Origin of the sequence: Williamsia sp. D3 (genome assembly GCF_000506245.1) — a bacterium.
GTDB lineage: Bacteria > Actinomycetota > Actinomycetes > Mycobacteriales > Mycobacteriaceae > Williamsia > Williamsia muralis.
The window spans coordinates 16591-41937 of record NZ_AYTE01000001.1; the positions used below are offsets into that span (position 1 = coordinate 16591).

28 protein-coding genes and 2 riboswitches are annotated in these 25347 nt (G+C 65.7%); of the genes, 8 read left to right on the top strand and 20 right to left on the bottom strand.

Annotated features, from left to right (window positions below):
- Positions 1 to 54 precede the first annotated feature (54 nt).
- Positions 55 to 148, top strand: a riboswitch (TPP riboswitch).
- Positions 131 to 940, top strand: coding sequence for a 3-oxoacyl-ACP reductase (locus tag W823_RS31235; protein ID WP_023953726.1), 810 nt, complete (start codon positions 131 to 133; stop codon positions 938 to 940). (Overlaps the previous riboswitch by 18 nt.)
- Before the next feature lie 25 nt (positions 941 to 965).
- On the opposite strand, the gene W823_RS31240 is transcribed toward W823_RS31235, so the two are convergent.
- From W823_RS31240 to W823_RS31300, 14 genes are all read right to left on the bottom strand, one after another.
- On the bottom strand, positions 966 to 2369 hold the full coding sequence (locus tag W823_RS31240; protein ID WP_023953728.1) for a class II 3-deoxy-7-phosphoheptulonate synthase: 1404 nt from the start codon (positions 2367 to 2369) through the stop codon (positions 966 to 968).
- Between the two features lie 9 nt (positions 2370 to 2378).
- The gene (locus W823_RS31245) at positions 2379 to 2888 is read right to left on the bottom strand and encodes a polyadenylate-specific 3'-exoribonuclease AS (protein WP_023953730.1); all 510 of its coding nucleotides are present in this window, start codon (positions 2886 to 2888) and stop codon (positions 2379 to 2381) included.
- A 7-nt stretch (positions 2889 to 2895) separates the two neighbouring features.
- On the bottom strand, positions 2896 to 3603 hold the full coding sequence (locus W823_RS31250; protein ID WP_023953732.1) for a 1-acyl-sn-glycerol-3-phosphate acyltransferase: 708 nt from the start codon (positions 3601 to 3603) through the stop codon (positions 2896 to 2898).
- Positions 3604 to 3693: 90 nt separating this feature from the next.
- On the bottom strand, positions 3694 to 4638 hold the full coding sequence (locus W823_RS31255) for an ROK family protein (protein WP_023953733.1): 945 nt from the start codon (positions 4636 to 4638) through the stop codon (positions 3694 to 3696).
- 51 nt (positions 4639 to 4689) lie between these two features.
- The gene (locus W823_RS31260; protein WP_023953735.1) at positions 4690 to 5163 is read right to left on the bottom strand and encodes a hypothetical protein; all 474 of its coding nucleotides are present in this window, start codon (positions 5161 to 5163) and stop codon (positions 4690 to 4692) included.
- A gap of 38 nt (positions 5164 to 5201) precedes the next feature.
- Positions 5202 to 6458, bottom strand: a complete 1257-nt coding sequence (locus W823_RS31265; RefSeq protein WP_081729570.1) for an ArsA-related P-loop ATPase — start codon at positions 6456 to 6458, stop codon at positions 5202 to 5204.
- On the bottom strand, positions 6455 to 6892 hold the full coding sequence (locus tag W823_RS31270) for an SRPBCC family protein (RefSeq protein WP_023953741.1): 438 nt from the start codon (positions 6890 to 6892) through the stop codon (positions 6455 to 6457). Before W823_RS31270 ends, W823_RS31265 begins: the two co-directional genes overlap by 4 nt.
- The gene (locus W823_RS31275) at positions 6889 to 7308 is read right to left on the bottom strand and encodes an SRPBCC family protein (protein WP_023953743.1); all 420 of its coding nucleotides are present in this window, start codon (positions 7306 to 7308) and stop codon (positions 6889 to 6891) included. The genes W823_RS31270 and W823_RS31275 overlap by 4 nt, the downstream gene beginning before the upstream one ends.
- A 72-nt stretch (positions 7309 to 7380) precedes the next feature.
- Positions 7381 to 8505: a glycosyltransferase family 4 protein gene (locus W823_RS31280; protein ID WP_023953745.1), complete on the bottom strand. Its 1125-nt coding sequence runs from the start codon at positions 8503 to 8505 to the stop codon at positions 7381 to 7383.
- Positions 8506 to 8524: 19 nt separating this feature from the next.
- Positions 8525 to 9166 carry a hypothetical protein gene (locus tag W823_RS56140; protein WP_051406291.1) on the bottom strand — a complete coding sequence of 214 codons (642 nt, stop codon included), beginning with the start codon at positions 9164 to 9166 and terminating at the stop codon, positions 8525 to 8527.
- Positions 9167 to 9254: 88 nt separating this feature from the next.
- Positions 9255 to 9968 carry a hypothetical protein gene (locus W823_RS56145; protein WP_051406292.1) on the bottom strand — a complete coding sequence of 238 codons (714 nt, stop codon included), beginning with the start codon at positions 9966 to 9968 and terminating at the stop codon, positions 9255 to 9257.
- A gap of 16 nt (positions 9969 to 9984) precedes the next feature.
- A complete protein-coding gene (locus W823_RS31290; protein ID WP_235189325.1) occupies positions 9985 to 11028 on the bottom strand; it encodes a C40 family peptidase in 1044 nt (347 codons plus the stop codon).
- Between the two features lie 256 nt (positions 11029 to 11284).
- The gene (locus tag W823_RS31295; RefSeq protein ID WP_023953749.1) at positions 11285 to 11860 is read right to left on the bottom strand and encodes a C40 family peptidase; all 576 of its coding nucleotides are present in this window, start codon (positions 11858 to 11860) and stop codon (positions 11285 to 11287) included.
- Positions 11861 to 11874: 14 nt separating this feature from the next.
- Positions 11875 to 12054, bottom strand: a riboswitch (cyclic di-AMP (ydaO/yuaA leader).
- Between the two features lie 109 nt (positions 12055 to 12163).
- A complete protein-coding gene (locus W823_RS31300) occupies positions 12164 to 12388 on the bottom strand; it encodes a hypothetical protein (RefSeq protein WP_152537944.1) in 225 nt (74 codons plus the stop codon).
- A 204-nt stretch (positions 12389 to 12592) separates the two neighbouring features.
- Here W823_RS31300 and W823_RS31305 point away from each other — a divergent pair, with 204 nt between their 5' ends.
- A complete protein-coding gene (locus W823_RS31305) occupies positions 12593 to 14380 on the top strand; it encodes a DEDD exonuclease domain-containing protein (protein WP_051406293.1) in 1788 nt (595 codons plus the stop codon).
- Positions 14381 to 14384: 4 nt separating this feature from the next.
- Positions 14385 to 14660: an Lrp/AsnC family transcriptional regulator gene (locus W823_RS31310; protein ID WP_023953755.1), complete on the top strand. Its 276-nt coding sequence runs from the start codon at positions 14385 to 14387 to the stop codon at positions 14658 to 14660.
- 75 nt (positions 14661 to 14735) lie between these two features.
- Here W823_RS31310 and trpD read toward each other — a convergent pair whose 3' ends face one another.
- Positions 14736 to 15788 carry an anthranilate phosphoribosyltransferase gene (trpD, locus tag W823_RS31315; RefSeq protein ID WP_023953757.1) on the bottom strand — a complete coding sequence of 351 codons (1053 nt, stop codon included), beginning with the start codon at positions 15786 to 15788 and terminating at the stop codon, positions 14736 to 14738.
- A gap of 9 nt (positions 15789 to 15797) precedes the next feature.
- Positions 15798 to 16280: a hypothetical protein gene (locus W823_RS31320; protein ID WP_023953759.1), complete on the bottom strand. Its 483-nt coding sequence runs from the start codon at positions 16278 to 16280 to the stop codon at positions 15798 to 15800.
- 218 nt (positions 16281 to 16498) lie between these two features.
- Between W823_RS31320 and W823_RS0127330 the strand changes: the two genes are divergently transcribed.
- From W823_RS0127330 to W823_RS31335, 4 genes are read left to right on the top strand one after another with little or no spacing between them, the layout of a single operon-like run.
- The gene (locus W823_RS0127330; protein WP_197037988.1) at positions 16499 to 17041 is read left to right on the top strand and encodes a heme-copper oxidase subunit III; all 543 of its coding nucleotides are present in this window, start codon (positions 16499 to 16501) and stop codon (positions 17039 to 17041) included.
- Between the two features lie 54 nt (positions 17042 to 17095).
- Positions 17096 to 18019: a c-type cytochrome gene (locus tag W823_RS31325; RefSeq protein WP_023953761.1), complete on the top strand. Its 924-nt coding sequence runs from the start codon at positions 17096 to 17098 to the stop codon at positions 18017 to 18019.
- Entirely contained in the window at positions 18016 to 19188 is a 1173-nt protein-coding gene (locus W823_RS31330) for a ubiquinol-cytochrome c reductase iron-sulfur subunit (protein WP_023953763.1), read from the top strand. Before W823_RS31325 ends, W823_RS31330 begins: the two co-directional genes overlap by 4 nt.
- On the top strand, positions 19185 to 20801 hold the full coding sequence (locus W823_RS31335; protein WP_023953765.1) for a cytochrome bc complex cytochrome b subunit: 1617 nt from the start codon (positions 19185 to 19187) through the stop codon (positions 20799 to 20801). The genes W823_RS31330 and W823_RS31335 overlap by 4 nt, the downstream gene beginning before the upstream one ends.
- A gap of 291 nt (positions 20802 to 21092) precedes the next feature.
- Here W823_RS31335 and W823_RS58290 read toward each other — a convergent pair whose 3' ends face one another.
- The 4 genes from W823_RS58290 to W823_RS31350 are packed head-to-tail and all read right to left on the bottom strand — an operon-like array spanning position 21093 to position 23119.
- Positions 21093 to 21392, bottom strand: coding sequence for a GNAT family N-acetyltransferase (locus W823_RS58290; RefSeq protein WP_235189326.1), 300 nt, complete (start codon positions 21390 to 21392; stop codon positions 21093 to 21095).
- The gene (locus tag W823_RS58295; protein WP_200866329.1) at positions 21335 to 21619 is read right to left on the bottom strand and encodes a hypothetical protein; all 285 of its coding nucleotides are present in this window, start codon (positions 21617 to 21619) and stop codon (positions 21335 to 21337) included. Before W823_RS58295 ends, W823_RS58290 begins: the two co-directional genes overlap by 58 nt.
- A 43-nt stretch (positions 21620 to 21662) precedes the next feature.
- Positions 21663 to 22079 carry a cytochrome c oxidase subunit 4 gene (locus tag W823_RS31345; RefSeq protein WP_023953767.1) on the bottom strand — a complete coding sequence of 139 codons (417 nt, stop codon included), beginning with the start codon at positions 22077 to 22079 and terminating at the stop codon, positions 21663 to 21665.
- Positions 22080 to 22096: 17 nt separating this feature from the next.
- A complete protein-coding gene (locus W823_RS31350; RefSeq protein WP_369792554.1) occupies positions 22097 to 23119 on the bottom strand; it encodes a cytochrome c oxidase subunit II in 1023 nt (340 codons plus the stop codon).
- A gap of 297 nt (positions 23120 to 23416) precedes the next feature.
- Between W823_RS31350 and asnB the strand changes: the two genes are divergently transcribed.
- Entirely contained in the window at positions 23417 to 25345 is a 1929-nt protein-coding gene (gene asnB / locus W823_RS31355) for an asparagine synthase (glutamine-hydrolyzing) (RefSeq protein ID WP_023953771.1), read from the top strand.
- The last annotated feature ends 2 nt before the right edge of the window (positions 25346 to 25347 follow it).

Below are 25347 nucleotides of genomic sequence, written 5' to 3' on the forward strand. Positions count from 1 at the left end.
GCCCGACCGGCGAACATGCCCGGTCTCCTTCGAGTGGCCCGGTGTGATGTGATTGCCGGTGACACGGGGTGCCGAACACGTCGGCTGAGATCAGACCCGCTGTACCTGACCAGGTAATGCTGGCGGAGGGATGTCCATCGTGAACTCAGTTGCGCCCGAGAACGATTCCGATCACCGGCCACTGTCCGAGCAGATCGTCCTGGTGACCGGCGGGGCCCGTGGACTCGGCGCCGCCATCACCCGGGCGTTCGCTCTCCAGGGCGCGCGGGTGGTCATCAACTTCCACCGCAGCCAGGCGGCCGCCGACGCGCTCGCCGACCAACTGGGGGCCGGCCGATGCCTGGCCGTGCAGGCAGATGTCACCGATCGGAATGCCGTGCTGGACATGTTCGCAACCGCCCGTGCGCATTTCGGAGCTCCCGTCACCACCGTGATCAACAACGCGCTGATCGATTTCTCGTTCAACGGCGATGCACGGCCGGCAGTCGACGCCATCGAATGGCAGGCGTTCGACGCCCAACTACGGGGCAGTGTTGCCGGCGCCCTGCACACCACACAGGCAGCTCTGCCCGGGATGCGCGAGGCGGGATTCGGCCGCATCGTCACCATCGGGACCAACCTCGTCCAGAACCCGGTTGTGCCCTACCACGACTACACCGCGGCCAAGGCTGCACTGCTCGCGTTGACGCGGACTTTGTCGGCCGATCTCGGACCCGAGTCGATCACCGTCAACATGGTGTCCGGTGGCCTGCTGCGAACCACCGACGCCAGCGCCGCCACCCCCGAGGCGGTGTTCGATCTCATCGCCCAGAGCACGCCTCTGCGACGGGTCACCACTCCCGCCGAGTTCGCCGACGCGGTTCTGTTCTTCGCGTCACCGTGGGCACGGGCGGTGACCGGTCAGAACCTGGTGGTCGACGGCGGCCTCGTCAAGGACTGAGACACCGACCACGACGTCGAGCGGGTTACCCCCGGAGCATCTCCGCGACGAGGAACGCCAGCTCCAGTGACTGCTGGGTGTTCAGCCGCGGATCACACGCGGTCTCGTATCGGCCGGCCAGATCCATGTCCGAGATGTCCTGTGCACCACCGAGACACTCGGTGACGTCTTCCCCGGTGAGTTCGATGTGCACGCCACCGGGATGGGTTCCCAGTGCGTGGTGGACCTCGAAGAAACCTTGCACCTCGTCGACCACGCGGTCGAAGTGGCGGGTCTTGAAGCCGGTGCTCGCCTCGTGGGTGTTGCCGTGCATCGGATCGCACTGCCAGATCACCTTGTGCCCGGTGGCCTCGACCGCCGCGACGATCGGCGGCAGCAGGTCACGAACCTTGCCGTTGCCCATCCGGGCGACCAGGGTGAGACGGCCGGGCACGTTGTGCGGATCGAGTCGCTCGACGTACTCGGCGGCGAGCTCGGGCGTGGTGCTCGGGCCGATCTTGAGACCGATCGGGTTGGAGATCAGCTCGGCGAAGGCGATGTGCGCTCCGTCGAGCTGTCGGGTCCGGTCGCCGATCCACAAGAAGTGCGCGGACAGGTCGTACAGCACCTTCTTGCCGCTGTCGGGGTCTTCCGGGTCGTCGGCCAGCCGCAGCATCGCACGCTCGTAGTCGAGCACGAGAGCCTCGTGTGAGGCGTAGATGTCTGCCGATTCCAGGTTCGAGTCGCGAACCCCGCATGCGTCCATGAACCGCAGCCCACGATCGATCTCCGAGGCGAGCGCCTCGTAACGCGCACCGGCCGGCGATGTGCGCACGAACTCCCGGTTCCAGTCGTGCACGCGGTGGAGGTCGGCGTGACCTGCGCCGGTGAGCGCTCGCACCATGTTCATCGCGGCACTGGCGTTGGCGTACGCCCGCACCAGTCGAGACGGATCGTGCTCTCGGACGGACTGTTCGGCGACGAAGCCGTTCACCATGTCGCCGCGGTAGGACGGCAGCCCCAGGGCATCGGTGTCGGACGAGCGCGGCTTGGCGTACTGGCCCGCGATGCGGGCCACCTTGACCACAGGCATGCTGGCGCCGTAGGTCAGCACCACTGCCATCTGCAGCAGGGTGCGGATGTTGCCCTTGATGTGCGGTTCGGTGTTGTCGGCGAAGGTCTCGGCGCAGTCGCCGCCCTGCAGCAAGAACGCTCGTCCCAGCGCGACCTCGGCGAGCTGCGCCTTGAGGCGCTCGACCTCGTTCGGCAGGCAGATCGGGGGGACACTCTCGAGCACCGTGCGCATCGCACGTGCCTTGTCCTCAGGCCAGCTCGGTTGCTGCAGCGCAGGCTTGTCAAGCACCTGCGCAAATCGCTCTGCCAGGTCTCCCGGCAGCGGCGGCAGTTCGGGCAGTTCTTCAATCGGAACGTCTACGGTCCAGTTCACCACGTGCCCAGCCTAATGCCCCGCGCGATCGAGCTGCCCCTCACCTCGGAACGCCTCGATGGCCAGCCACTTGTTCAGGTTGTGCCGGGCGTCGGCGAGCGCGTCGTGGGCGTCGTCGGGAGCCGGAGGCAATTCGGGACGGCCGCTCAATTCCCAGTGTTGGCGCAGCTCACGGGTGTACCTCGGCATCGACCGGGGCAGGGCGGTCATCGGTCCCCACAATTGGCAGAGCACCACGTGGTCGTAGGCGCCCACCCAGGCCCACAGCTCGATGCGGCCTTCCCCGGCGGTCAGGAACTCCAGCAGGTCGTCGCGGATGCGCGCGCGGCTACGCCATGCCTTGGACGCCGGCGACGGCAGCTTGGGCAGAACCTGTGCGCGCACCCACTGGCCGGCCCGGTCGGGATCGAACTCTGTGGACACCGCGTAGAACTCACGTCCGTCCTCGGCGACGACCCCGATCGACACCAATTCGATCGTTCGTCCGTCCTCGATGAACTCGCAGTCGTAGAAATAACGCACCGGCGGCTCAGGCGGCCGGCGATGTGTTGGTGGCGGGCGGCTGACCCTGCTTCTTGAGCGAGGCGGCGTACACGTCCACGTATTGCTGACCGCTCAGGTGCATCAACTCGTACATGATCTCGTCGGTGACGGCGCGCTCGATGAAACGGTTGCCCTCCATCCCCTCGTAACGACTGAAGTCGAGGGGCTTGCCGATCTTGACGGTGATGCGTCCGAACCGCGGGATCGTCGTCCCGGGCGGGTTGAGTTCGCTCGTGCCGATCATGGCCACGGGGATCACCGGGACACCGCATTCCATCGCGATCCGCGCGAGGCCGGTCTTGCCCTTGTAGAGTCGCCCGTCCGGCGACCGGGTTCCCTCCGGATACATCGCCATCAGGTCGCCGGTGTCGAGTTTGCGTTTGGCGGCCGTCAGGGCTCCGGCCGCGGCGTCGGCACCGGTGCGATCGATGGGGATCTGACTCGAGGCGTTGAAGAACCACCGCTGGAAGGCGCCCTTGGCGCCCGTTCCGGTGAAGTACTCGCTCTTGGCGAGGAAGTACATCCGCCGCGGCACCATCAGCGGCAGATAGAAACTGTCGACCACCGCAAGGTGATTACTCGCCAGGATCGCCGGGCCCTTGGCCGGAAGGTTCTCCAGCCCTTCGACTTTGGGGCGCCCCAGCACTCGCAGCGCCGGCCCCATCAGGACGTATTTGAAGACCCAGTACCACATGTCTTCCCACTCTCCGACGAATCACTTCCGACCGCCACTGTCACCGACACCACATACGGACAAAACCTTACCCACCCCGCTGCGGTGGCGTCAGCGCCTGGCCTCGGTCCTCGCGATCTGGGCTGCGCCGATCATCCCGGCCGCCTCGCCCAGCTGGGTCCCGCGGATTCGCGCCATCCTCCGGTGTCCGGCACCGGTGAGCAACGCCGAGTAGTGTTCGCGCGCCTCGTCCAGGAACAGTCCCGAGGACGAACCGACACCGCCGGCGAGTACCACCAGGTCGGGGTCGAACACGTCACAGCACATCGCCAGCCCCAGACCCAGCCATCGGGCGAACTCGGCGAACGCCGCCAGCGCCAGCGCATCACCTTCGTGCGCCGCCGCCGCTATCCGCCGTCCGGTCAGCGAGCCGGGGTCGTCCGCGATGTCGCGGGCGAGTTTGCTGTTCCACATACCGCCGTCGGCGATCAGCTCGACCACCGTGTCGACCAGAGCCGTTCCGCTGCAATACCTTTCCCAACATCCGAACTTGCCGCACGAGCATGGCCTGCCGTCGGGCATCACCCGCAGATGGCCCAGTTCGGGGGCGACACCGAAGCTGCCGCGGTAGATCTCGCCGTCGAGCAACAACCCCGCTCCGATGCCTGTGCCGATCGCGATGACCAGCGTGTTGTGACCTCGCGCGGCCGCGCCGAAGTGATACTCGGCGACTGCGGCGGCGTTGGCGTCGTGTTCGCAGACCACCGGCAGTCCGATCCTGCGCGACATCTCCTCGGCCACACGCGCCTCGCGCCAGGGCAGATGAGGCGAGAAGCGGATGACCTGACGATCGCTGGTGAGGAACCCGGCGACGGCGAGACCCACCCCGATGACGTCCCAGCGTGCGGTCAGTTCGGCGACGGTGCGGTCGAGGCAGGTCTCGAGCGCGGACACCGTCGTGGGGGTCTGAGCCCGTACCGTGTCGTGCACCTGCCCCTGCTCGTCGACGATCGCGGCACGGATGCTGGTGCCCCCGATGTCGATACCGATCGCCATGTCCCCGCGCTGACCCTGACGGTTCGGCGTGGACTCGTGGGCACTCACGGATCACCCCGCGGGACGTCCCCCCACCGGCTCGAACAGCACGGTGATGGGCTGATAGCCGGCGTCACGGGCACTCGTGCCGGCCGGATGGCGCGGCCCGGGTTCCGGACGCGCCCCGATGACCTGCTCCAGCGCCTGCTGGACCGCCTCGAGGATGGCGATCAATTGACTGAGCAGCTGCCACAACAGATCCCCGGCCTCGTCGATGATCGTGTCGAACGCCAAGCGGGCCTGACCGGCGAAGTCGGTGGCCACGAACGAGGCGCCGTCCCCCGCCGCGCCGGCCGCCCTTCTCGCCGCTGCCCCGTTCTCGTCGAGCAGCACGGACGCGAAGTGGTCGACTCGCTCGAGGACACCGAGGACGAGGGTGCGCCAGGCCTCGGCTTCGCCACCTGACGGGGCGCCGCTGGGCCCACCTGCGGCCCTGCCCTGCTCGTCGCTCACGCCGGCCTTCTCTCGTTCGACTGCTTGCGCCATCGGACACTCTCGCGGTGCCCGCCATTCTTACTCATCTGTCAGTTCTGCGGCCACACGTCGGGGTCCGGCCGAAAGCGTACGGTGAGGTCGCCGGCGTCCCAGAACGCGCCCAGGACGACGCAGCGCCGCAAGACCGACGGCAACCGTATCCGCTGCCGCACCCCGCTCACGGTGATCATCAAATCGTCGCCGCTGCGGCCGAGCTGTAGTCCCGACGGGTCGGGAAGCGACTGCGTCCACGTCATCCGATAGACCGAATCGAGTCCGGCCCCGGACTCGCGTTCGACCCGCGCGGCCCGTGGACCCACCGCTGCCATCTGTCCCCCGGACAGATCGACGCCGAGCTTGCGCAACGACAGGACCGAATCGATCGGCCCGGACACCCACGGCACGCACACCACTTCGGCCTCGTCCTTGGTCGCCCGCAGATGATCGAGCGCGGCCGACTGGGCAGCGATCTGATGGTCGAGCCACGAAGAACCGCCTGGCGCGTCCGCTGTGTGCGCGTCGACCGACAACATCTCGGGCAGAACACGATTGGCCAGGATGGTCGACACCGGCAGCCCCATCACCTGCAAGACGGCCCGGGCACGGTCCAGCGAGGACGCACCGTCGCGGTCGACCCCGACCACCACGTGGACGTGAACACCGGACGCGTCGAACAGCAGCTCGTCGACGTCCGCGCAATCGCGCACCAGGGCATCGACCATCCCCACGACGCGGGCGATACGTGCGTTGTCCGCTGCGGCCGCCAGGCGTCGGTGACGCGGCCACAACCTCTCGATCATGTCGGCCACCATCTGCGGAACCCGCATGAGCTCGAAGGGATCGACACCACCGGACATGTCGATCACCACCTGCGCCCATTCACCCGACGCCGCCTCATCGCGAATCCGGCGCAGTGCCAGCAACGATTCGACTCCGGGCATCCCGAGGATCTCCTCGGGGTCCAGGCCGGACACCACCGCGCCGGCCCCGGGCACACCCGTACCGGTCAGTTCCCCAGCGGTCAGCGCAGAACGCACCGAACCCCACATCTGCGAGACCATCGCCAATGTGTCCAGTTCGAGTATGTCCACCTGTTGCGAGGCAGGGACAGGCTCGCCCGGCGATGCGAACACGCCAAAGATCGCCGAGACGTCACGGAATCGGCCGAGTGACACCAGAAGCGTCTTCCCGCGTCGTCCGGACCCGCTGTGGTGTTGCGGCAGGCCGACGGCACCGGCGGCGGCAACCGTCGACGTTCCGGCACCACCCGGCCCGAGAACGAGGTGGATGGGCGCTAGATCGATCAGTCTTCGACTCTCTTCTTCAGTTCTTTCAGGGCCGCGTCGGTGATGGCCTTCTCAGCCCGCCGCTTGAGCTGGCCGATCATCGGTATCGACAGGTCCACGGTCAGTTCGTAGGTGACCTTCGTCGACCCGGGTGCCTGCTGCACCAACCGGTAACTACCGTGCTGCGCGGTCTGCAGATCGCTGCTGACCAGGTCCCAGCTCACAGAGTGCCCATCGGCGGCCCATTCGTAACTCAATTCGTAGGTGTCCTTGAGGACGCCGGCATCGAGCACGAACCGAACCTGCTTCGCGCGACCTCCGGGGCCCGGGACGGTCACCTCCACCTTGCGCGCGGCCGAAACCCACCGCGGGTACTGCTCGAAATCTGCGATCACCGCCATGATGTCGGCTGCGTCTGCGTTGATCACGATGGATTGTTCGGTGCGGTCGGTCATCGCGACCCTCCCGCGGCCGGGGCACCGGCTGCCGGTCCGCCGACATGACGGGATTGCTCGAGGCGGTCCTTGACCTCGAACGACATGGCGCGACCGGCCACCCGGCGCCGGTGGTTCATCCGTGCCAGCTCGGTCCCGCGCGCCCTCGGCTCGGACGGAAGCGTCCCGGTCGGCTCCGCGTGCAGGAAATAGTGCAGCACGAAGCCGTCGAGCACCCGCTCGAGCCACAGCTCGGTCGTCCCCTCGACGGGGCCCGACACCTTCCAGCGCACACCTTGCTCTTTTCGGTCCTGAACCACGGTCAGCCGCAGATCAGGCCACCATCGGCGCCAATTGGCGCGGTCGGAGATCACCGCGGTCGCCGACTCGGGCGGCGCCGCGATGAAGGTTTGGTCGGCAACCTGGATACTGGTCACCGCATTAGCTTCACATATCGGTGCACCGGTCCGATCACAACCCTGCCTCCATGACGCGCTGAAGGGTCGTGGTCACAGCAGCTGCCGGAGCCGGCCGGCCATGTGCTCCCACCGCCACCGCGACTGGACCCAATCCCGTCCCGCAGCACCCATCGATGCGCACAGGTCCGGGTCTCCCAGCAGAGCTGTCAGGGCATCGGTGATCTCTCTGATCGACCGGCCGTCCACGACCAGACCCGTTTCGCCCTGCTTCACCGTTTCCGGGGCGCCTCCCGACTCACCGGCGATCACCGGGATCCCCGACGCCGAGGCTTCCAGGTAGACGATGCCGAGACCTTCGACATCCAGTCCCCGACCTCTGGTGCGCGCCGGCATCGCGAAGACATCCGCGATGTTGTGGTACGCGGCAAGCTCGTCAGCGGGTACCGAACCGGTGAACAGAACGTGCTCGGCGACACCGACTTTGCGTGCCAGGTCCCGAAGCCGCTCGGCATCGGGGCCACCCCCGACGATCACCAACGTGGCGTCGCGGATCTCTGCACGGACCTCGGGCAACGCCCGGATCAACATGTCCTGCCCTTTGCGTGGGACCAGCCTGGACAGACACAGTATGGTCGGCGCGTCACCGAGTCCGTGCAATTGCCGAAGACGTTGTCTGGCAACGTCATCCGGCTTGAACCGTTCGGTGTCCACACCCGGCGGTAGGTGTTCGAGTGCTGCGCGGGGGCCGAATGCCGCACTGAAACGGTCACGCGTGTACTTGCTCACGTACGTGATCACGTCCGTGCCTCGGCCGATCACGCCGAGACCCTGCCGCGCCACCGGAAGCATCGACCAGCCGACCTCGTGCCCGTGCGTACTGGCGATCACACGCTGTGCGCCTGCGCGTCGCACCGCCGGACCGAGCACGGCCAGAGGAGCCGCCGCCCCGAACCAGACGGTGTCGACCTGATGCGCCCGAACCAGATCGGCTGCCCGCCGCGCAACCGCAGGCGTGGGCAACATCAACGTCGTGGGATGGCGGACGACCTCGTAGTCCTGCTCCGCATCGAACCGGATGTGGCTGTCTTCGCGCCATCGCGGCGCATAGACGACCACGTCGCCGGCGGGCAACCGCTCGACCAGGTTCTGCAAGTACGACTGGATTCCCCCCTGCCGGGGCGGAAAGTCGTTGGTGACCAACAGCGTACGGTGCATTGGCTCACCGTAGCGGCGATCAGGGTGACGCAGTGAGCCAGCCACGCCACTGATCGACGAGTTCCTCGCGCGAGATCCCCAGAACGATGTTCGATGCGGTGTCCTGGGACTTGACCACCAGCTGAGGGTCGGTCGGCTGATCAGCGCCGGCCAACGCCACATAAAAACGTTTGAGTTTGTCCTCGCCGAACTTGTCCGCGATGAAGGCCGCCACAGACCATGCGGACTGGTAGGACAACGCCGCGTCGGGACTGCCCGGAGAGAAGTTCGCATCGCTGGGAAGGTCCGCAGGCACCTCACCGGCTGCGACCTGCCCGGCCAGGGTCGGGGCGGCGTCGGCGAGGCGGGTGTACGTCCCTCGGCGGCCGACATACTCGGCCACCCCTTCGGTCACCCAGACCGGGGCCGCCTGAGCGGTGACGGTGCGAGCGGCGACGTGGAACAGCTCATGCCGGAGCACCGCCGCGAGTGCGTTCGGATCGAGTTGCGCTGCTTGAGGACTGAAGACCACACGTTGTCCCAGGGCGGTCGGTCCAGCGGGATCGACTCCGGTGAAGATCGAGACGGCCGCGGCAGCCTGGGCGTCGGCGGTCGCAGCACCGGTGAGTGACCGGAACTCGTCGTCGGTGGGGGCAGCGATGATCCCCGCGCCTGCGGCCACTTGGTGCCCCAGAACTGCGTGACTGCTCCGGCGGCGGCCGGCAGCAGTTCCTTCAGGCGGGCGGTGAAGCCGGTGTCGGAACCGTTGGTCAACACCAAGGACTCTCCCGGCGCGGTGGCGACGGGCGTCGCCGACGGCGAGGGGAACTCCCACACCTGACCCGCAGGCGCGGGCTGCCCAAACAGCGGCCCTGCATCGGCGACCATCTTCCAGCCTCCGGGTACTGGGCCATCACCATGGGGAGGTCGAGCACAACCGGGATCGAGTCGATCCCCTCGTAGCCGTATCGCAACTGCACGGGGGCCACCCAGGAGTCGCTGCTCCCCTGCGCGTCGAGACGCTCCTGGAGTTCGGCGGGGACAAGACGCTCGAACTCGCGGCTCGCCGACAATCGGAAGTCGAAAGCACTGAGCGGCAAGGCCGGCAGACCCGCTGCCGATGCACCCGTCCGCTCACGCAAGGCAGTGGTCGCCGAGGCATCCAACTGCGCCAGAGCCGACTCGGCATCCCCCTCGCGCAGGGCATCGGTGTAGGCCTGCAAGGTCAGGGTGACCCCCAGCGACCGTGACTGTTCGTACGGATTCTGCGGACGCGCGGACTGAGTTGCAGCAGGTGGATCGGTGTCCGAGTCCGACGGCCTCACCAGCACTGTCGCGACGATGCCGACAACGGCCACCAGCACCACGGCGATCAGGACCCACAACCACTTCCGGCGCAGCGGATTCCGGCGCTCGGACGTGGCATCCGCTGCCGGTGCGGCGTCGAGGTCCTCGCGCTCTGGGGACTCGCGCTCGGAAGTCACTGGCGGTCCGGTGACTTCAGTATCGACGGGCCGAGTTGTACGGGCCGGCTCCGTCGATCGGAGCGACCTTGACCGGGACACCGAATGTCGAGGCGTGCACCACGTAGCCGTTACCGATGTACATGCCCACGTGGGTGGCGTCGGGGTAGTAGATGATCAGATCGCCGGGCCGCAGAGCATCTCGCTCCACCGGGGTGCCGCCCGCCAGTTGCGCCTGGCTGGACCGCGGCAGCATCTTCCCTGCTTGTTTGTACGCCCACACCATCAGCCCGGAACAATCGAATTGATCCGGCCCGGTGGCGCCCCACACGTAGGGATCGCCGATCCGGGTGAGCGCAGCACGAACAGCGATGACCTCGGGGGCCGTCCCGGCGGGCAACATCGAGGCGTCGAACTCGATCTTGGGCCCGGCCAGCGCAGCGAGCTGCTTGCCGGTCAACGACTCGTACATCGCCCTGATCTCGGTGGCCTTGAAGATTCGTTCACTCTGCTTGGCCTGCAGGTCTGCGCTGGTCTTCTCGGCGGCGGCGACTGCCTGCTCGGCCTTCGTCTTCGCGTCCTGCGCCACCTTTTGCGCTTCCAGCGCTTTGTCGTTGGCGATTTTGAACGTCTTCACGTCGGCAACGGTCTGACGCGAGATCATCTCGAGTCCGGACATCTGGTCGAGCAACGATTGCGGCGAGTCACTGACGAGGACGGCGTAGAGACGGTTGACCCGCGCGCCCCGGTAACTGGCGTTGACCAGTGCATCAACTGCGCCCTGCAGGCTCTCGGCCTGCTTCTCCTGCTCGGCAAGGGTGCGCTCGGCCGCCGACGCGGCCTCGTTCGCCGCCGTGACAGCGCCGCGCTGGTTGTTCAGTTCGATCGTGGTGTTGTGAATGGCCTCGGTGGCCTGCTCGGCCTCGCGGCCCAGCTGCGTGTATTCGGTGAGCATGTCATCCGGGCTCTGCGGTCCCGGCTCGGCCCCGGCCGGCGCACCTGCGCCCAGTGCAACCGCCAACGCCAACACCACAGCCGCGATCACGGTCTGCATGACGGCGGCATAACGCTTGCGCACCACGACGATGAAACTCCTCAACACTTCACGCGGGCCAACCCGAGCCCTTCTACCTCTGTGTGTACCGAACAGATCAGCTGCCCACTCGGTACGTCTTGTTCGACCGATCCCGCTGCACTGACCAACCCGGCCAGGCTACACAGGCCTTCCCCCCACCGAGCGCGGACGGCCAGACTGTCTGCAACCGGGTGTTCGGAAGCCATTGGGCGGGTGCCGCTCGAGTGCGGCCCCGCCCAATGGTCGTGTTCAGTTGTGCAGATCAGTAGCGACGGATGTCGACGATCGACTGGTCGTTGAGACCCATCCGACCGACGGGCACGCCCTCGGTCGAAGAGTGGACGACCTGGCCGCCACCGACGTAGATGCCTGCGTGGCCGCCACCGCTGTAGATCACGACATCGCCGGGCTGGATGTTCGCAGCGTCGACGTGAGTGCCACCGCCGAGCTGGCCGTAGCTGTCCCGGGGAATGGTCTGACCGGCCTGCTGGTGCGACCAGTAGACGAGACCCGAGCAGTCGAATGCGCTGGGGCCGGCTGCGCCGTAGACATACGGCGAACCGATCTTGCTCACTGCGGCATCAGCGGCGATCTGGCCTGCGGGCCGGACCGGCTGCGCTGCCTGCGGCAGGATGTTGGGGGATTTGAACTCATTGGGGATCTGGTTTTCGGCCAGGCCCGGGATCTCGAAGGTTCCGACACCGGGGACGGTGATCGGAGCAGCCATGGCCGGCGCTGCGGCCATTCCCATGGTGCCGAGAGTGATCGATCCGGCGATCAGTGCGCCCCGGGCGCTCTTGATGCCCCGGTTCGGCTGTTGCAAACGATGTTTCGCCACGAAGCGATGTCTCCTGTTTCTTCCCTATCCGCCTACCGGGTTAGCTGTCGGATTCGGGCCGGAAGATGGCCCTACCCGGTGAACCCAGAAGTCTGAAGACCTCAGGGTTCAATGGGATTCACCCCGGATGTGAACTCGCATTCGCATCAGTGGTTCCCCGGTTCACCAGGACGGTGATTGAGCGGCGACCCTACGATCCGCTCCGGTTGGAGTGGACGCTTTCGCAAGGTCTCAGAAAGGTTACGAAACCGTGATGGTCCGTGTCCACTAGGGGACCGACAGGAGACCGACCGGCGTGTCGGGTCATCCAGCTCGCAGATGACCGCCAGATCCGGGAACAAAAACCCTGTTACCTGCGTTGACTGCCACGTCCTGACCGTGACGGTCAGACTTGCCGATCATGCCCGCAGCATGGAACACCGCAATGGCGTCATCGATGCGCGCCTGGTGGTCAATAACGAATTCATCACAGCGAACTTCGTCGTTTGCGCTGTTGGGGACACCTACGGGACCCAGGAAAACGGTCATCATGCAGTCGTCGCAGGCGACCCGACGGCCTGGGCAGGTGTTGCAGTCTATGAGCATTGTGATCTCCGTCTCATTCGGTTTAGGGGGCCTTTTCTCAGGGTTCTCAGGGTTCTCCCTGACGTCCGGAGCCCTCTGATTCGACCCCGATGGCCGAACGCTAACTCCACGGTCTGACAAGCCATCTCGCACTGCGCCACCGCGGCGATGTCGGTGGATCGAACTAATGTTCGCGGTGTGAGTGTTGTTGGTGAGGCTGCTGGGACTCAGCTGTGTTTCGACGATCCCGTACTGGACCACCCCGACGACGTCCCGCTGCGGGAGACCACATTCGTGGTGGTGGACCTCGAGACCACCGGGGGCAGCCCGATGGGCGACCGGATCACCGAGATCGGCGCCGTGAAGGTCCGGGGCGGCGAGGTGCTGGGCGACTTCGCGACTCTCGTGGATCCACAGTGCGGCATCCCCCCACACATCGTTCGCCTCACCGGCATCACCGAAGCGATGGTCTACCAGGCCCCCACGATCGACCAGGTGCTCCCGGCCTTCCTCGAATTCGCCCGCGACTCGGTGATCGTGGCGCACAACGCCCGGTTCGACACCGGCTTCCTGCGCGCCGCTGCCACCGAGCTCGGCCACCCGTGGCCGTTCCGCCGGGTGCTGTGCACCGTGAAGCTGGCCCGTCGAGTTCTGACCAGAGACGAGGCACCGACTGTCAAACTCTCGGCTCTCGCCGACCTCTTCGCCGTCCAGACCCGCCCGACCCACCGAGCGCTCGACGACGCCCGCGCAACCGTCGAGGTGATGCACCGGCTCTTCGAACGGGTCGGCAATCTCGGCATCCACACCTTCGGCGACCTCCGCGACTTCCTGCCCGGGGTCTCCCGTGCCACGCGGAACAAGAGGGGCCTGGCAGACCACCTGCCGTCGGAACCCGGTGTCTATATGTTCCGGGGCCCCTCTGACGAGGTCTTGTACGTGGGCACCGCAACCGACCTGCGCAGGCGGGTCCGCAGCTATTTCACCGGTTCGGAGAACCGCACCCGGATACGCGAGATGGTCGAACTGGCGACGCGCGTCGACCACGTCCAGTGTGCCCACCGGATCGAGGCCGGGGTGCGCGAACTGCGCCTCCTCGGCGCCTACGCGCCGCCCTACAACCGCCGTTCGAAATTCCCGCATCTCGGCTGGTGGATATGCCTCACCGAGGAGGCGTTCCCGCGCTTGAAGATCAGCCGCAGCCCGACCGCGACCTCGTTCGGCCCCTTTCGTTCCCGCGCCATCGCCTATGACGTCGCAGACCTCATCGCCGACACATGCGGCCTGCGCACGTGCCGTACCGCACTACGGGCCACTGCACTTCATGTGTGCGAGGTGGGCCCGGGCGGGCGGCGCGTGGTCGGCGGCTGCCACGCGGCCACCACCGAACCACTTGCCGTCGAGGCATATCTCCCCCGAGCCCGAACCGTCGCCGAGCTGTTCAGTGGCCGAACCGACCTCCCTGTTCAGCTGGCTCTGGACAAACTCGAGTCGCTCGCCCGTGCCGAGCTCTTCGAGAACGCCGCGCGGTTGCGCGATCGCCTCGACCACCTCATCGCCCACCTGGAACGGTGTCAGAGGTTGGCTGCGCTGGCCCGCATCTCGGAAATGGTCGCCGCCGCACCCGATGGACGCGGCGGATGGGATCTGGCGGTGATCAGGCACGGCCGCCTCGCAAGCGCCGGGGTCGCCGCGCGGGGCGTTCCTCCGATGCCCGTGGTCGCCGCGCTCGCGGCCGGTGCGGAGACAGTGCTCCCCGAACCGGGACCGCTGTACGGCGCGCCCCACGAGGAAGTCGCGTTGGTGTACCGGTGGCTCACCGGACCAGGTGTGCGAATCGTCTGTGCCACCAGCGGGTTCAGCTTGCCGCGGCACGGTGGCGGCCGGCACGTCCACTGGCGCGACAAGGTGGGTACGGCGCGTCGCACCATCACACCCGAGGGCGACCTAGGCTGAGTCAATGATTACCGCCATCGTCTTGATCCAGACCGATGTCCATCAGATCCCGGAGACCGCCCAGGCTGTGGCCGACATCTCAGGCGTCACAGAGGTGTACTCGTGTGCCGGTGACGTCGACCTGATCGCGAAGATCCGAGTCCGGGACCACGCGGAGATCGCCGACGTCGTCACCGCCGCGATCAGTCGGCTGCCGGGTGTGAAGCACACCGCCACCCACATCGCCTTCAAGAGCTACTCCAGCGCCGACGTCGACGCCGGCTTCTCCATCGGCGAGTAGCGAGGGAACACCCGTCGGCCGCCCTGATCGGTGGCCTACCGGGGAGCCCGACGGACAACCCCTATCGAGGGTGCGTCATAGGGCGTTGCTCACGCGCACCCAGTTGTCGAGCAGGGTCGCGGCCGCGCCGGAGTCGATTGCGTCGGCAGCCACGCCGATCTGCGTGCGCAGCTGTTCGTGCAGATCCGCGCCGCGGTCGCGGCGGTAGGCAGCCAGCGCGCCGGCAGCATTGAGCACCACGGCGTCGCGTACCGGCCCCGTCGCTCCGGCGAACAAGTCCCGCGCGACCTGCGCGTTGTGGTCCGCGTCGCCGCCTCGAAGTGCTTCCAGCTCGACCCGGGCCAGACCGATGGTCGTGGGGTCCACAGTCTGTTTGTGCACGGCACCGTCGACGACCTGCCACACGGTTGACGTCGTCGTCGTGGTCAGTTCGTCGAGGCCGTCGTCGCCGCGGACGACGAGTACAGAATGACCACGATCAGCGAATGTCTGGGCGAGTACCGGCGCGAGATCGGCAAAGGCACACCCGACAAGACCGCTGGTCGGCTGTGCCGGATTGGTCAGGGGGCCAAGCACATTGAAGACCGTCGGTATGCCGATCTCCTTGCGGGGGGCCGCCGCGAACCGCAACGCGGGATGAAACACGGGGGCGAAACAGAAGGCGATGCCCGCCTGGCCGACACAGGTGGCGACGCCGTCGGCGCTCAGCGCGATCTTGACGCCCAGAGCCTCCAGGACATCGGCGCCACCGCTCTTCGACGACGCCGCGCGATTGCCGTGTTTGACCACCGGCACACCGGCTGCGGCCACCACGACCGATGCCATCGTCGAGATGTTCACCGTGTTCGACCGGTCACCACCGGTTCCCACGATGTCGACGCAATCGCCTGTTGTGGGCACCACAGTGGAGTGGGCGAGCATCCCCGTTGCCAGGCCCAGCAATTCCCCGGGTGTGGGGCCCTTGAGCTTCATCGCCACCCCGAAAGCGGCGATCTGCGCGGGGGTCGAGTTGTCGGTCATGATCTCGTTCATCGCCCACTCGGCACCGTCGGGATCCAGGTCGTGGCCATCGGCCAGAACACCGAGAATCTGCGGCCACGTACGGGCCGGAACGTTCGAGTGGGTCACAGGGGCAGCCTAGCCACCGCCCGCAACCCGATTCGTCGGCGGTTGCAGTACCTGCCAGCCCACTGCAGAGCCGCCGTGCCGCTGGGCCAGACCGGCCATCCGGGAGCGTTCCTGGGACACGTGCAGGGCATCGATCAGCTGCACGCGAGCCAGTGCCACCACCTCGTTGCCGCCGGCGGCCTCGACACCGGTCCCCGGCGGAACCGGAACGGGCCCGTAGTGGTCCTGGGCCGCGAGCTCCAGCGCCCTTGGGACGGCCCCGGACGGCAGCACCAGCAGGTGCCGCAGAACCGACTGTTCGTGCTCGCGCCAACCGGAATCGGCGAGCACCGCCGACGCCGCCTCCGCGTCGTCGAAACTCTCGGCTGTCACCACGAGAGAAGGATCGTCGGCAGACAACTCCCCGTTGGCCTTTCGGCCACCGGCGAGCCGACCGGACCATCGTTTCCACCAGGACACTTCGACCGGGTTCCCGTTCACGTCGCGAGGCACCCCACCAGCCTCCCAGGTGTGTGATTTCCAGCTCTCGGACACGCCGGGAACAGGGCAGATGCAGGCGTCTACCTGGGTCGGCGCGACCCGCCGGAAAAAATTCTGGACCCAAGTAGTCAGCGCTTACTACGAACCGTCATACTTCTGGGGTGACTAGCGCTGCAGCACCCACAGGATCAGCTATCACCCAGCGCGTGCACTCGCTGAACCGACCCAACATGGTCAGCGTCGGCACGATTGTGTGGCTTTCGAGCGAGCTGATGTTCTTTGCCGGATTGTTCGCGATGTACTTCGTCGCGCGAGCCGGAAACTACGGCAACTGGCCGATGGAGCCCACCGAGCTCAACCTGACGTTGGCGATCCCGGTGACCACCGTGTTGATCCTGTCGTCGGTGACATGCCAGCTAGGTGTCTTCGCCGCCGAGCGTGGCGACGTCTTCGGCCTTCGCCGGTGGTACACGATCACGCTGATCATGGGCGCGATCTTCGTCGCCGGTCAGGCGTACGAGTACTACCACCTGGTTCACGAGGGCACGACGTTGTCGTCGAGCGCCTACGGCTCGGTGTTCTACATCACCACCGGGTTCCACGGCCTGCACGTCATCGGCGGTCTCGTCGCCTTTGTCTTCTTGCTGATCCGCACGCGGTTGAGCAAGTTCACCCCGGCTCAGGCAACCGCCGCGATCGTCGTGTCCTACTACTGGCACTTCGTCGACATCGTCTGGATTGCCCTGTTCGCGACCATTTACTTCATCCGGTAACGCGCACCACACTTTCGCCCAGGCAGAGTCAGTCCGCTTAGCAGAGAGACACAGATGAGTTCATCTCCCCCACCCACCTCACCCGGGGATTCGGTTGAGGGCGCCCTGAGCGAGGGCGCAGGCAGGATCGACGCGAAAAAGGCCAAAGCACGCCGCAAGTTGCGACGTCGCGCGTCCGGCATCCTGCTGTTGCTCGCGGGTCTTGTGGTCGCCGGAGGCCTGGCCACCGCGATCACCCCGGACCCGCAGGTCGCCAAGGCGGACAGCGAGTCGAGTGCGGCGCTGATCCAGGATGGCCGCAAGCTCTACGAGACGTCCTGCATCACGTGCCACGGCGCCAACCTCGAAGGTGTGCTCGACCGCGGACCGTCACTGGTCGGCGTCGGCGATGCGTCGGTGTACTTCCAGGTCTCGTCCGGGCGTATGCCCGCGGTCCGTGGTGAGGCTCAGATCCAGCGCAAGCCGGCCAAGTTCACCCAGGCCCAGATCGACCAACTCGGCGCCTACATCCAGTCGGTCGGCGGCGGCCCGCAGGTCGTGTACGCCAAGGACGCCAACGGAAACGTCATCTTCGAGGACGGCTACCCGGTTGTCGAGCAGGAGCAGTTGCGCGGCGAGAACATCGGCCGCGGTAGCGAGCTGTTCCGGCTGAATTGCGCGTCGTGCCACAACTTCACCGGTCGCGGCGGCGCACTGTCGTCGGGCAAGTTCGCGCCGGTCCTCGACCCGGCCAATGAGCAACAGATCTACACGGCGATGTTGACCGGACCGCAGAACATGCCCAAGTTCTCGGACCGTCAGCTCACCGACGAGGAAAAGCGGGACATCATCGGCTACGTCAAGTACGCGACGCGCCCCGAAGCACCGGGCGGGTACGCCCTGGGCGGCTTCGGACCGGTCTCCGAGGGAATGGCGATGTGGGCTGTCGGCGTAGTGGCTATCGTCGCCGCCGCGATGTGGATGGGATCACGCACATGAGCGATCAACACAAATCTGTCCCCACCCAGGACGAGCTCGACGGGATGAGCAACGACCAGCTGGTCAAGCTCGGAACCAATCTCGATGGTGTCGAGATCATCCACCGTCGGGAACGGTTTCCCGAGCCCGGCAGCAAGGCGGAGAAGCGCGCGGAGCGGTCGGTCGCGTTCTGGTTCCTGCTGGCCGGCCTGTCAGCAGTGGCCTGCTTCGTGATCTTCATCTTCAACCACTGGGAATTCGTGATGCCCGGTGGCGACCACTACTGGCAGTACATCTTCAACACTCCCCTCCTGGGCGTGACCTTCGGATTGTCGATCCTCTCCATCGGAGTGGGCGCCATCCAGTTCACCAAGAAGTTCATCCCCGAAGAGATCTCGGTCCAGGACCGCCACGACGGCGGCTCCACCGAGGTCGACAAGAAGACTGCTGCCGCCATGCTCGGCAACACCATGACGTCGTCCACGATCGGTCGTCGGAAGATGATCATCGGGGCCGGACTCTTCGGCCTCGGAACCTTCGCGGTCACCGGCCTCGTCGCCCTGGTCGGTGGAATCATCAAGAACCCGTGGGCCGAGGGCAAGGACTCCCCGCTCTGGAACACCGGGTGGTCGCCGATCCACAACTCGCCCGAAACCCCCAACGAGACGGTCTTCCTGCGTCGCGACACCGGCAACCCACACCAGGTTGTCCTCGTCCGGCCCGAAGATCTTGATGCCGGCGGCATGGAGACGGTCTTCCCATGGCGGGTCTCCGATGGCGTCGGAGAGACGGAAGAATCTCGGCACAAGCTTCTCGAGGGACTGCGCGCGGTGGACAACCCCGTGATGTTGATCCGCCTGCGTCCCAACGATGCGGCCCGGGCCATCAAGCGCAAGAACCAGGAAAGTTTCAACTACGGCGACTACTTCGCTTACACGAAGGTCTGCTCGCACCTCGGTTGCCCGGCATCGCTCTTCGAGCAGCAGACCAACCGAATCCTCTGCCCGTGTCACCAGTCCCAGTTCGATGCCCTCGAGTTCGCCAAGCCGATCTTCGGTCCAGCTGCTCGCGCGCTCGCGCAGTTGCCCATTACTGTGAATGAACAGGGTTATCTGGTGGCGGCCGGCGACTTCATCGAACCCGTCGGGCCGGCGTTCTGGGAACGCGGCCAGGGGAAGGACAGACCATGAGCAAACTCGCGCAACGCGCAGAAGAGGTCGACAGCCGGTATCACCTGGCTCCCGGTCTCCGTCGGCAGATCAACAAGGTCTTCCCCACCCACTGGTCCTTCCTGCTCGGCGAGATCGCGCTCTACAGCTTTGTGATCCTGCTGATCTCGGGTGTGTACCTGACGTTCTTCTTCGATCCGTCGATGAGCGAGGTCGTCTACAACGGCGCCTACGAACCGCTCAACGGCGTGATGATGACCAAGGCGTACGCCACCACGCTTGACATCTCGTTCGAGGTTCGCGGCGGTCTGTTCGTCCGACAGCTCCACCACTGGGCAGCACTGCTGTTCGCGGCGTCGATCATCATCCACATGGCCCGCATCTTCTTCACCGGTGCGTTCCGCCGGCCACGTGAGGCCAACTGGGTCATCGGCTGCATGCTTCTGCTCCTGGCGATGTTCGAGGGCTTCTTCGGATACTCACTCCCCGACGACCTGCTCTCGGGCACCGGCGTCCGCGCTGCCATGTCGGGCATCGTCCTCGGAATACCGCTTGTCGGTACCTGGATCCACTGGGCCTTGTTCGGCGGTCAGTTCCCGGGCGACATCATCATTCCGCGGCTCTACATACTGCACGTGCTGCTTTTCCCAGGGATCATCCTGGCCCTGATCGGTGCACACCTCGCACTGGTCTGGTACCAGAAGCACACTCAGTTCCCCGGCCCCGGCCGTACCGAACAGAACGTTGTCGGCGTCCGCATCCTCCCGGTCTTCGCGGCGAAGGCCGGTGCGCTGTTCGCGGTCACCTTCGGCTTCCTCGCGATCATCTCCGGCATCTTCCAGATCAACCCGGTGTGGGTGCTCGGGCCATACAACCCGGCGCACGTGTCCGCCGGTTCGCAGCCCGACATCTACATGATGTGGACCGACGGACTTGCCCGCCTGATGCCGGCGTGGGAGGTCTACTTTGGAAACGCGTACACGATCCCAGCGATCTTCTGGGTGGTTGTTGTCATCGGGATCATCATCACCGTGATGTTCGCCTATCCGTGGATAGAGAAGCGCCTCACCGGCGACGATGCTCACCACAACCTGCTACAGCGGCCTCGCGACACCCCGGTTCGTACAGGTATCGGCGCGATGGCACTCGCCTTCTACATCGTGCTCACCGTGTCGTGCATGAACGACATCATCGCGTACAAGTTCCACATATCGCTCAACGCGACCACGTGGATGGGACGCATCGGTCTGATCATCGTGCCGCCGCTCGCGTACTACATCGCTTACCGTTGGGCCCTGGCCCTGCAGCGCAGTGACCGCTTCGTGCTTGAGCACGGCATCGAGACCGGAATCATCAAGCGTCTCCCGCATGGTGAGTACATCGAGCTGCACCAGCCGCTCGGACCTCTCGATGATCACGGTCATCCGCTTCCGATGCCGTACGAGGGCGCAGCGCTACCCAAGCGGATGAACAAGCTGGGCTCGGCCGGACACCCCGGTAGCGGTTCGCTCCTGGTGGCTGACCCGCCGGAAGAGCAACAGCGTCAGATCGAGCTCGACAGCGAAGCCCACCACGTCGAGAAGGACGCCCTGCGCGCTCTTCAGGCTCGTGGCGGAAGCCCGTTCACCGACTGATCTGCAACACCACAAGAGATCCGGGTCCCCATCACGGGGACCCGGATTTTTTGTGCCCGGGTTCTTAGTGTGAGGGAGGTTCCTCAGACGAGGCACCTCTCCCCTACCCCACCTTCATGCTCGCGGCCGGTGTGAACAGAAGGACGCCTCCGGAGCGTCTCGACAACGACGGGAAAGACTGAGCCACGGCGCGCGCACCGCGGCCGGTCAAAAGACGATCTGGCCCCGGAGACGCCCGACACGGAACACACGAGCAGGCAGATAGGCGGCGGCGCTACAGGGCCAGCAGGATCACCAGAGGTCGCCGGAGCGCCAGTCGCACAGCAGACGACCATCGGGCCGTCCGATTTCACCGAAGACGTGAACGCCTCCACGGTCGTCAGGCGTCGTGATCGAGCCGTCTGGCGTCAGCGCCCCGAGTTCGCCTTCCCAAGGGCGCCAGCCTCGTGCACGATAGAGGGCTTCGCCTGCCGCGCTGGCGCTGAGCGCCCCGAAGTCGTAGGCGTCGAGGACTATTCGCTCGCACGCTTCCATCACCTGGTGGCCGAGACCCTGTCGTTGCCGTGTGGGGTCGACTGCAACCGCTTCCACATACCCGACGCGGAGTGTTCTTCGTCGACGACCATGGATCTGGCCACCACTGCCGCATGGGCTACCACGTCGCCGCCGTCGGACGCGACCGTGACGTGCAGGCCGCCGAGGGCGTGGTCGTAGTCGGTGTCTGCGAACTCACCGTCGAAAGCGCGGTCGAAGAGCTCACGCAGGTGACGGCGCTGCAAAGCACTCAGCTCCCAGGTGTGCCGTATCTCTACGGACATCCCAGGAGCTGAGTGCAAAGAAGGATCGATGTTGTTCTGCTGGTCAGTGCTTTTCTTGCCCGGTGTGGTACTCGAACACCAGGCCGGCGACTGCACCGATGATGCATGCGGCTGCGAAACCCACAAACCAGAAGTTGCTTGTTGCCATGGCCACGGCGAGCACTGCGGCGCCGAGCGCGATCACCACAGGCCACCAGCTGCCGGGGCTGAAGAAACCCAATTCGCCTGAACCGTCGGACACCTCGGCGTCTTCGTAGTCCTCGGGGCGGATGTCCACGCGGCGAGCGACGAATCGGAAGTACGTTCCGATGATCATGGTCAGGCCGCCGGTCATGACCAGACCGGTGACACCGACCCACTCGACGTTCTTGCTGGACAACCCACTGGCCAGCCCGTAGGCGATGGCGACCAGGAAGAAGAACCCGGTGAGTACCTCGAAGAGGCGCGCTTCAATTCTCATCTCGTGGCTCCTGGGTACTAGTTCGAGGCCGTCTGGGTGCCGCGGCGGGTGTCGAAAGGCTTGGTGGTCAGCGCTGTGGCGGGCTCACCGATCGATTCGAGTGCCTGGGCGTTGGTGGCGTTGGGGTTCGATTCGCGGAACTTGATGTAGCGGTCGAACTCCTCGGGACTGACGGCACGCACCTCGAAGTTCATCATCGAGTGGTACGTACCGCACATCTCGGCACAACGCCCGACGAAGGCGCCTTCGCGGTCGATCGAGCTGACCTGGAAGCGGTTGTCGGTGTGGTTCTCCTCCGGGAAGGGGAACACGTCGCGCTTGAACAGGAACTCGGGGACCCAGAACGAGTGGACAACATCGTTCGAAGCGATCTCGAACTCGATGCGCTTGCCGGTCGGCAAGACCAAGACCGGGATCTCTTCGGAGTTACCGGTGGTCTCGATCTTGTCGTACATGAGGTACTCGCGGATGTTGTTGCGCTCCGCGTCGATTGCGTTCTGTTCGTTGTGGCCGGCCTGCTCGGCCTTCTCGCCGGCGTGCTCTTCCAGCTCGGCCCGCTGGTTCTCGTATGGGTTCTCGCGGGTGCCGTCGTAGCGGGAGCCGTCTTCCAGCTGCACCGTGCGGTAGCCGAACTTCCAGTTCCACTGGAAGGCAGTGACGTTCACGACCACATCTGGATCGGACTTCTTCGCCTCGACATCGTTCTGCACGATGATCGTGAAGTAGAAGAGCACCGCGATGATCACGAACGGGATGGCCGTATAGGTCAACTCGAGCGGCACGTTGTATGCGGTCTGACGCGGGAACTCGTCGCCACCGGGCTTCTTGCGGTGGAAGGTGACGGTCCAGAAGGTCAGCGCCCACACGATGATTCCCATGACGAGGGCAGCGATCACCGACCAGGTCCAAAGGTGACGCATGCTTTCGGCCTCGGGCGTGATGCCCTCTGGCCAGCCGAACCGCATCACTTCTTCAGCGCTGCAGCTCGACAGCATCATCGCGCCGACACCCAAGAACAGGGTCGCGCTGATCTGCTTGATTCGACGTCCGCGGTGCTGACGCTTAGTCGATGCCGGAGGTCGCCCACCGTGTGCCAATTTCACGCCTTCCTACCCTGCCCAGACTGCAAACAGCCACACCGCCACCCACGATTGGTAGCTCGTGTACTACGCAGCGTAGACCAACCGCCCGCAACATTCGTATCGGGGTTTGGGTTCGTGTCACCGACGCCCGGAATGCCGAGGACGGGCATGGGCCGGGCGGGCGGGGGTGGCCGTTGTTGCGGCATACTCGGGCATGTTCGAAGTGCTGTCCGGAGGACGAATTGAGGCTTTTTCGTGTGTGGTCTGCTAGGTCTGTTGTCCAGCGACGCGTCTGCGGGAGAGTCTGCCGAATTGGTGGCCGCGGCGTCGCACTGCATGCGCCACCGTGGGCCTGACGAGCCGGGTGGAACGTGGCACGACGCGGATGTCGCCTTTGGGTTCAACCGTCTCGCGTTCATCGACATCGAGCACTCGCATCAGCCGCTGCGCTGGGGTCCCACGGACAATCCGGAGCGGTACGCGTTGGTCTTCAACGGCGAGATCTACAACTACCTCGAGCTTCGTGAACAGCTGAGCCGGGACGAGGGTGCAGAGTTTCGCACCCAGGGTGACGGCGAGGCCATCGTCGCTGCCTTCCATCACTGGGGTCCTGACGCGGTCGCCCGGCTGCGTGGCATGTTCGCCTTCGCGATCTGGGACACCGAGGAGCGGTCGATGTTCATCGCCCGCGACCCCTTCGGCATCAAGCCGCTCTTCATCGCGACGGGCTCGGGCGGAACAGTCTTCGGCAGCGAGAAGAAGAGCCTCCTCGAACTTCTCGACCGGATCGGCGTCGCGGACGGTCTCGACCCCCGCGCAGTCCAGCACTACACGGTGCTGCAGTACGTACCGGAACCAGAAACCCTGCACGCGGGCATCCGTCGCCTCGAGTCCGGCAGCTACGCCACCATCAAGCCCGGACAACGACCGCAGGTGCGCCGGTACTTCACACCCCAGTTCAAGGTTCGCCCGTTCACCCCGGACACCCAACAGAAGCGATACGACGAGATCGCCGCAGCGCTCGAGGATTCGGTCGCCAAACACATGCGTGCCGACGTCACGGTGGGTTCGTTCCTCTCCGGAGGCATCGACTCGACGGCCATCGCGGCGCTGGCGATCAGACACAACCCGGACCTGATCACGTTCACGACCGGGTTCGAGCGCGAGGGCTACTCGGAGGTGGACGTGGCAGCCGAATCGGCCGCGGCCATCGGCGCTCGGCACGTCGTCAAGGTCGTCGGACCTGCCGAGTTCGCCGCCGCGATCCCGGAGATCGTGTGGTACCTCGACGACCCCGTTGCCGACCCGGCTCTGGTGCCGCTGTATTTCGTGGCGAAGGAAGCACGTAAGCACGTCAAGGTGGTCCTGTCCGGAGAAGGTGCCGACGAACTCTTCGGCGGGTACACGATCTACAAGGAACCGTTGTCGCTCAAGCCTTTCGAGCGGCTACCCCGAGGACTGCGAGTGGCAGCGGGCCGGTTGTCGGACCGCATACCAGAGGGCACACGCGGTAAGAGCCTGCTGCATCGCGGCTCGATGTCGCTCGAAGAGCGGTACTACGGGAACGCGCGCAGCTTCGACGACGCCCGGCTACGCGCTGTCCTGAAGGACTTCCGGCCGGACTGGACCCACACCGATGTGACAGCTCCGATCTACGCAACCTCGCAGGGGTGGGACCCGGTGGCGCGGATGCAGCATCTCGACCTGTTCACCTGGCTTCGCGGCGACATCCTGGTGAAGGCCGACAAGATCACCATGGCGAACTCGCTCGAGTTGCGGGTTCCCTTCCTCGACCCCGAGGTGATGCGGGTCGCCGAGGCCCTGCCCTTCGACGAGAAGATCTCGCACGGCACCACCAAATACGCGTTGCGGAAGGCCCTCGAGCAGATAGTCCCGGCGCACGTCCTGCACCGCAAGAAGCTGGGGTTCCCCGTTCCGCTGCGTCACTGGCTGGCCGGGACCGAACTCTACGACTGGGCTCAGCAGACCGTCGAGAAGTCTCAGACCGAGCACATCTTCAACAAGGACGCGGTGCGGCAGATGCTGACCGAGCATCGCGCCGGAGTGGTCGACAACAGTCGACGACTCTGGACGGTGCTGATCTTCATGGTGTGGCACGGGATCTTCGTCGAGGGCACCATCACGCCCCAGATCGAAGATCACCGCTACCCCGTCAAGCTCTAGCC

Coding starts and splice junctions, on each gene's coding strand:
- W823_RS31255 (WP_023953733.1), bottom strand. CDS start 4,638: ATGGCGATCGGTATCGACATCGGGGGCACCAGCATCCGTGCCGCGATC.
- W823_RS31330 (WP_023953763.1), top strand. CDS start 18,016: ATGAGCGATCAACACAAATCTGTCCCCACCCAGGACGAGCTCGACGGG.
- W823_RS0127330 (WP_197037988.1), top strand. CDS start 16,499: ATGGTCAGCGTCGGCACGATTGTGTGGCTTTCGAGCGAGCTGATGTTC.
- W823_RS31305 (WP_051406293.1), top strand. CDS start 12,593: ATGTCGGTGGATCGAACTAATGTTCGCGGTGTGAGTGTTGTTGGTGAG.
- W823_RS31250 (WP_023953732.1), bottom strand. CDS start 3,603: ATGTGGTACTGGGTCTTCAAATACGTCCTGATGGGGCCGGCGCTGCGA.
- W823_RS31280 (WP_023953745.1), bottom strand. CDS start 8,505: ATGCACCGTACGCTGTTGGTCACCAACGACTTTCCGCCCCGGCAGGGG.
- W823_RS58295 (WP_200866329.1), bottom strand. CDS start 21,619: ATGTCCGTAGAGATACGGCACACCTGGGAGCTGAGTGCTTTGCAGCGC.
- W823_RS31310 (WP_023953755.1), top strand. CDS start 14,385: ATGATTACCGCCATCGTCTTGATCCAGACCGATGTCCATCAGATCCCG.
- W823_RS31325 (WP_023953761.1), top strand. CDS start 17,096: ATGAGTTCATCTCCCCCACCCACCTCACCCGGGGATTCGGTTGAGGGC.
- W823_RS31235 (WP_023953726.1), top strand. CDS start 131: ATGTCCATCGTGAACTCAGTTGCGCCCGAGAACGATTCCGATCACCGG.
- W823_RS31345 (WP_023953767.1), bottom strand. CDS start 22,079: ATGAGAATTGAAGCGCGCCTCTTCGAGGTACTCACCGGGTTCTTCTTC.
- W823_RS31335 (WP_023953765.1), top strand. CDS start 19,185: ATGAGCAAACTCGCGCAACGCGCAGAAGAGGTCGACAGCCGGTATCAC.
- W823_RS31300 (WP_152537944.1), bottom strand. CDS start 12,388: ATGACCGTTTTCCTGGGTCCCGTAGGTGTCCCCAACAGCGCAAACGAC.
- W823_RS31260 (WP_023953735.1), bottom strand. CDS start 5,163: ATGGCGCAAGCAGTCGAACGAGAGAAGGCCGGCGTGAGCGACGAGCAG.
- W823_RS31270 (WP_023953741.1), bottom strand. CDS start 6,892: ATGACCGACCGCACCGAACAATCCATCGTGATCAACGCAGACGCAGCC.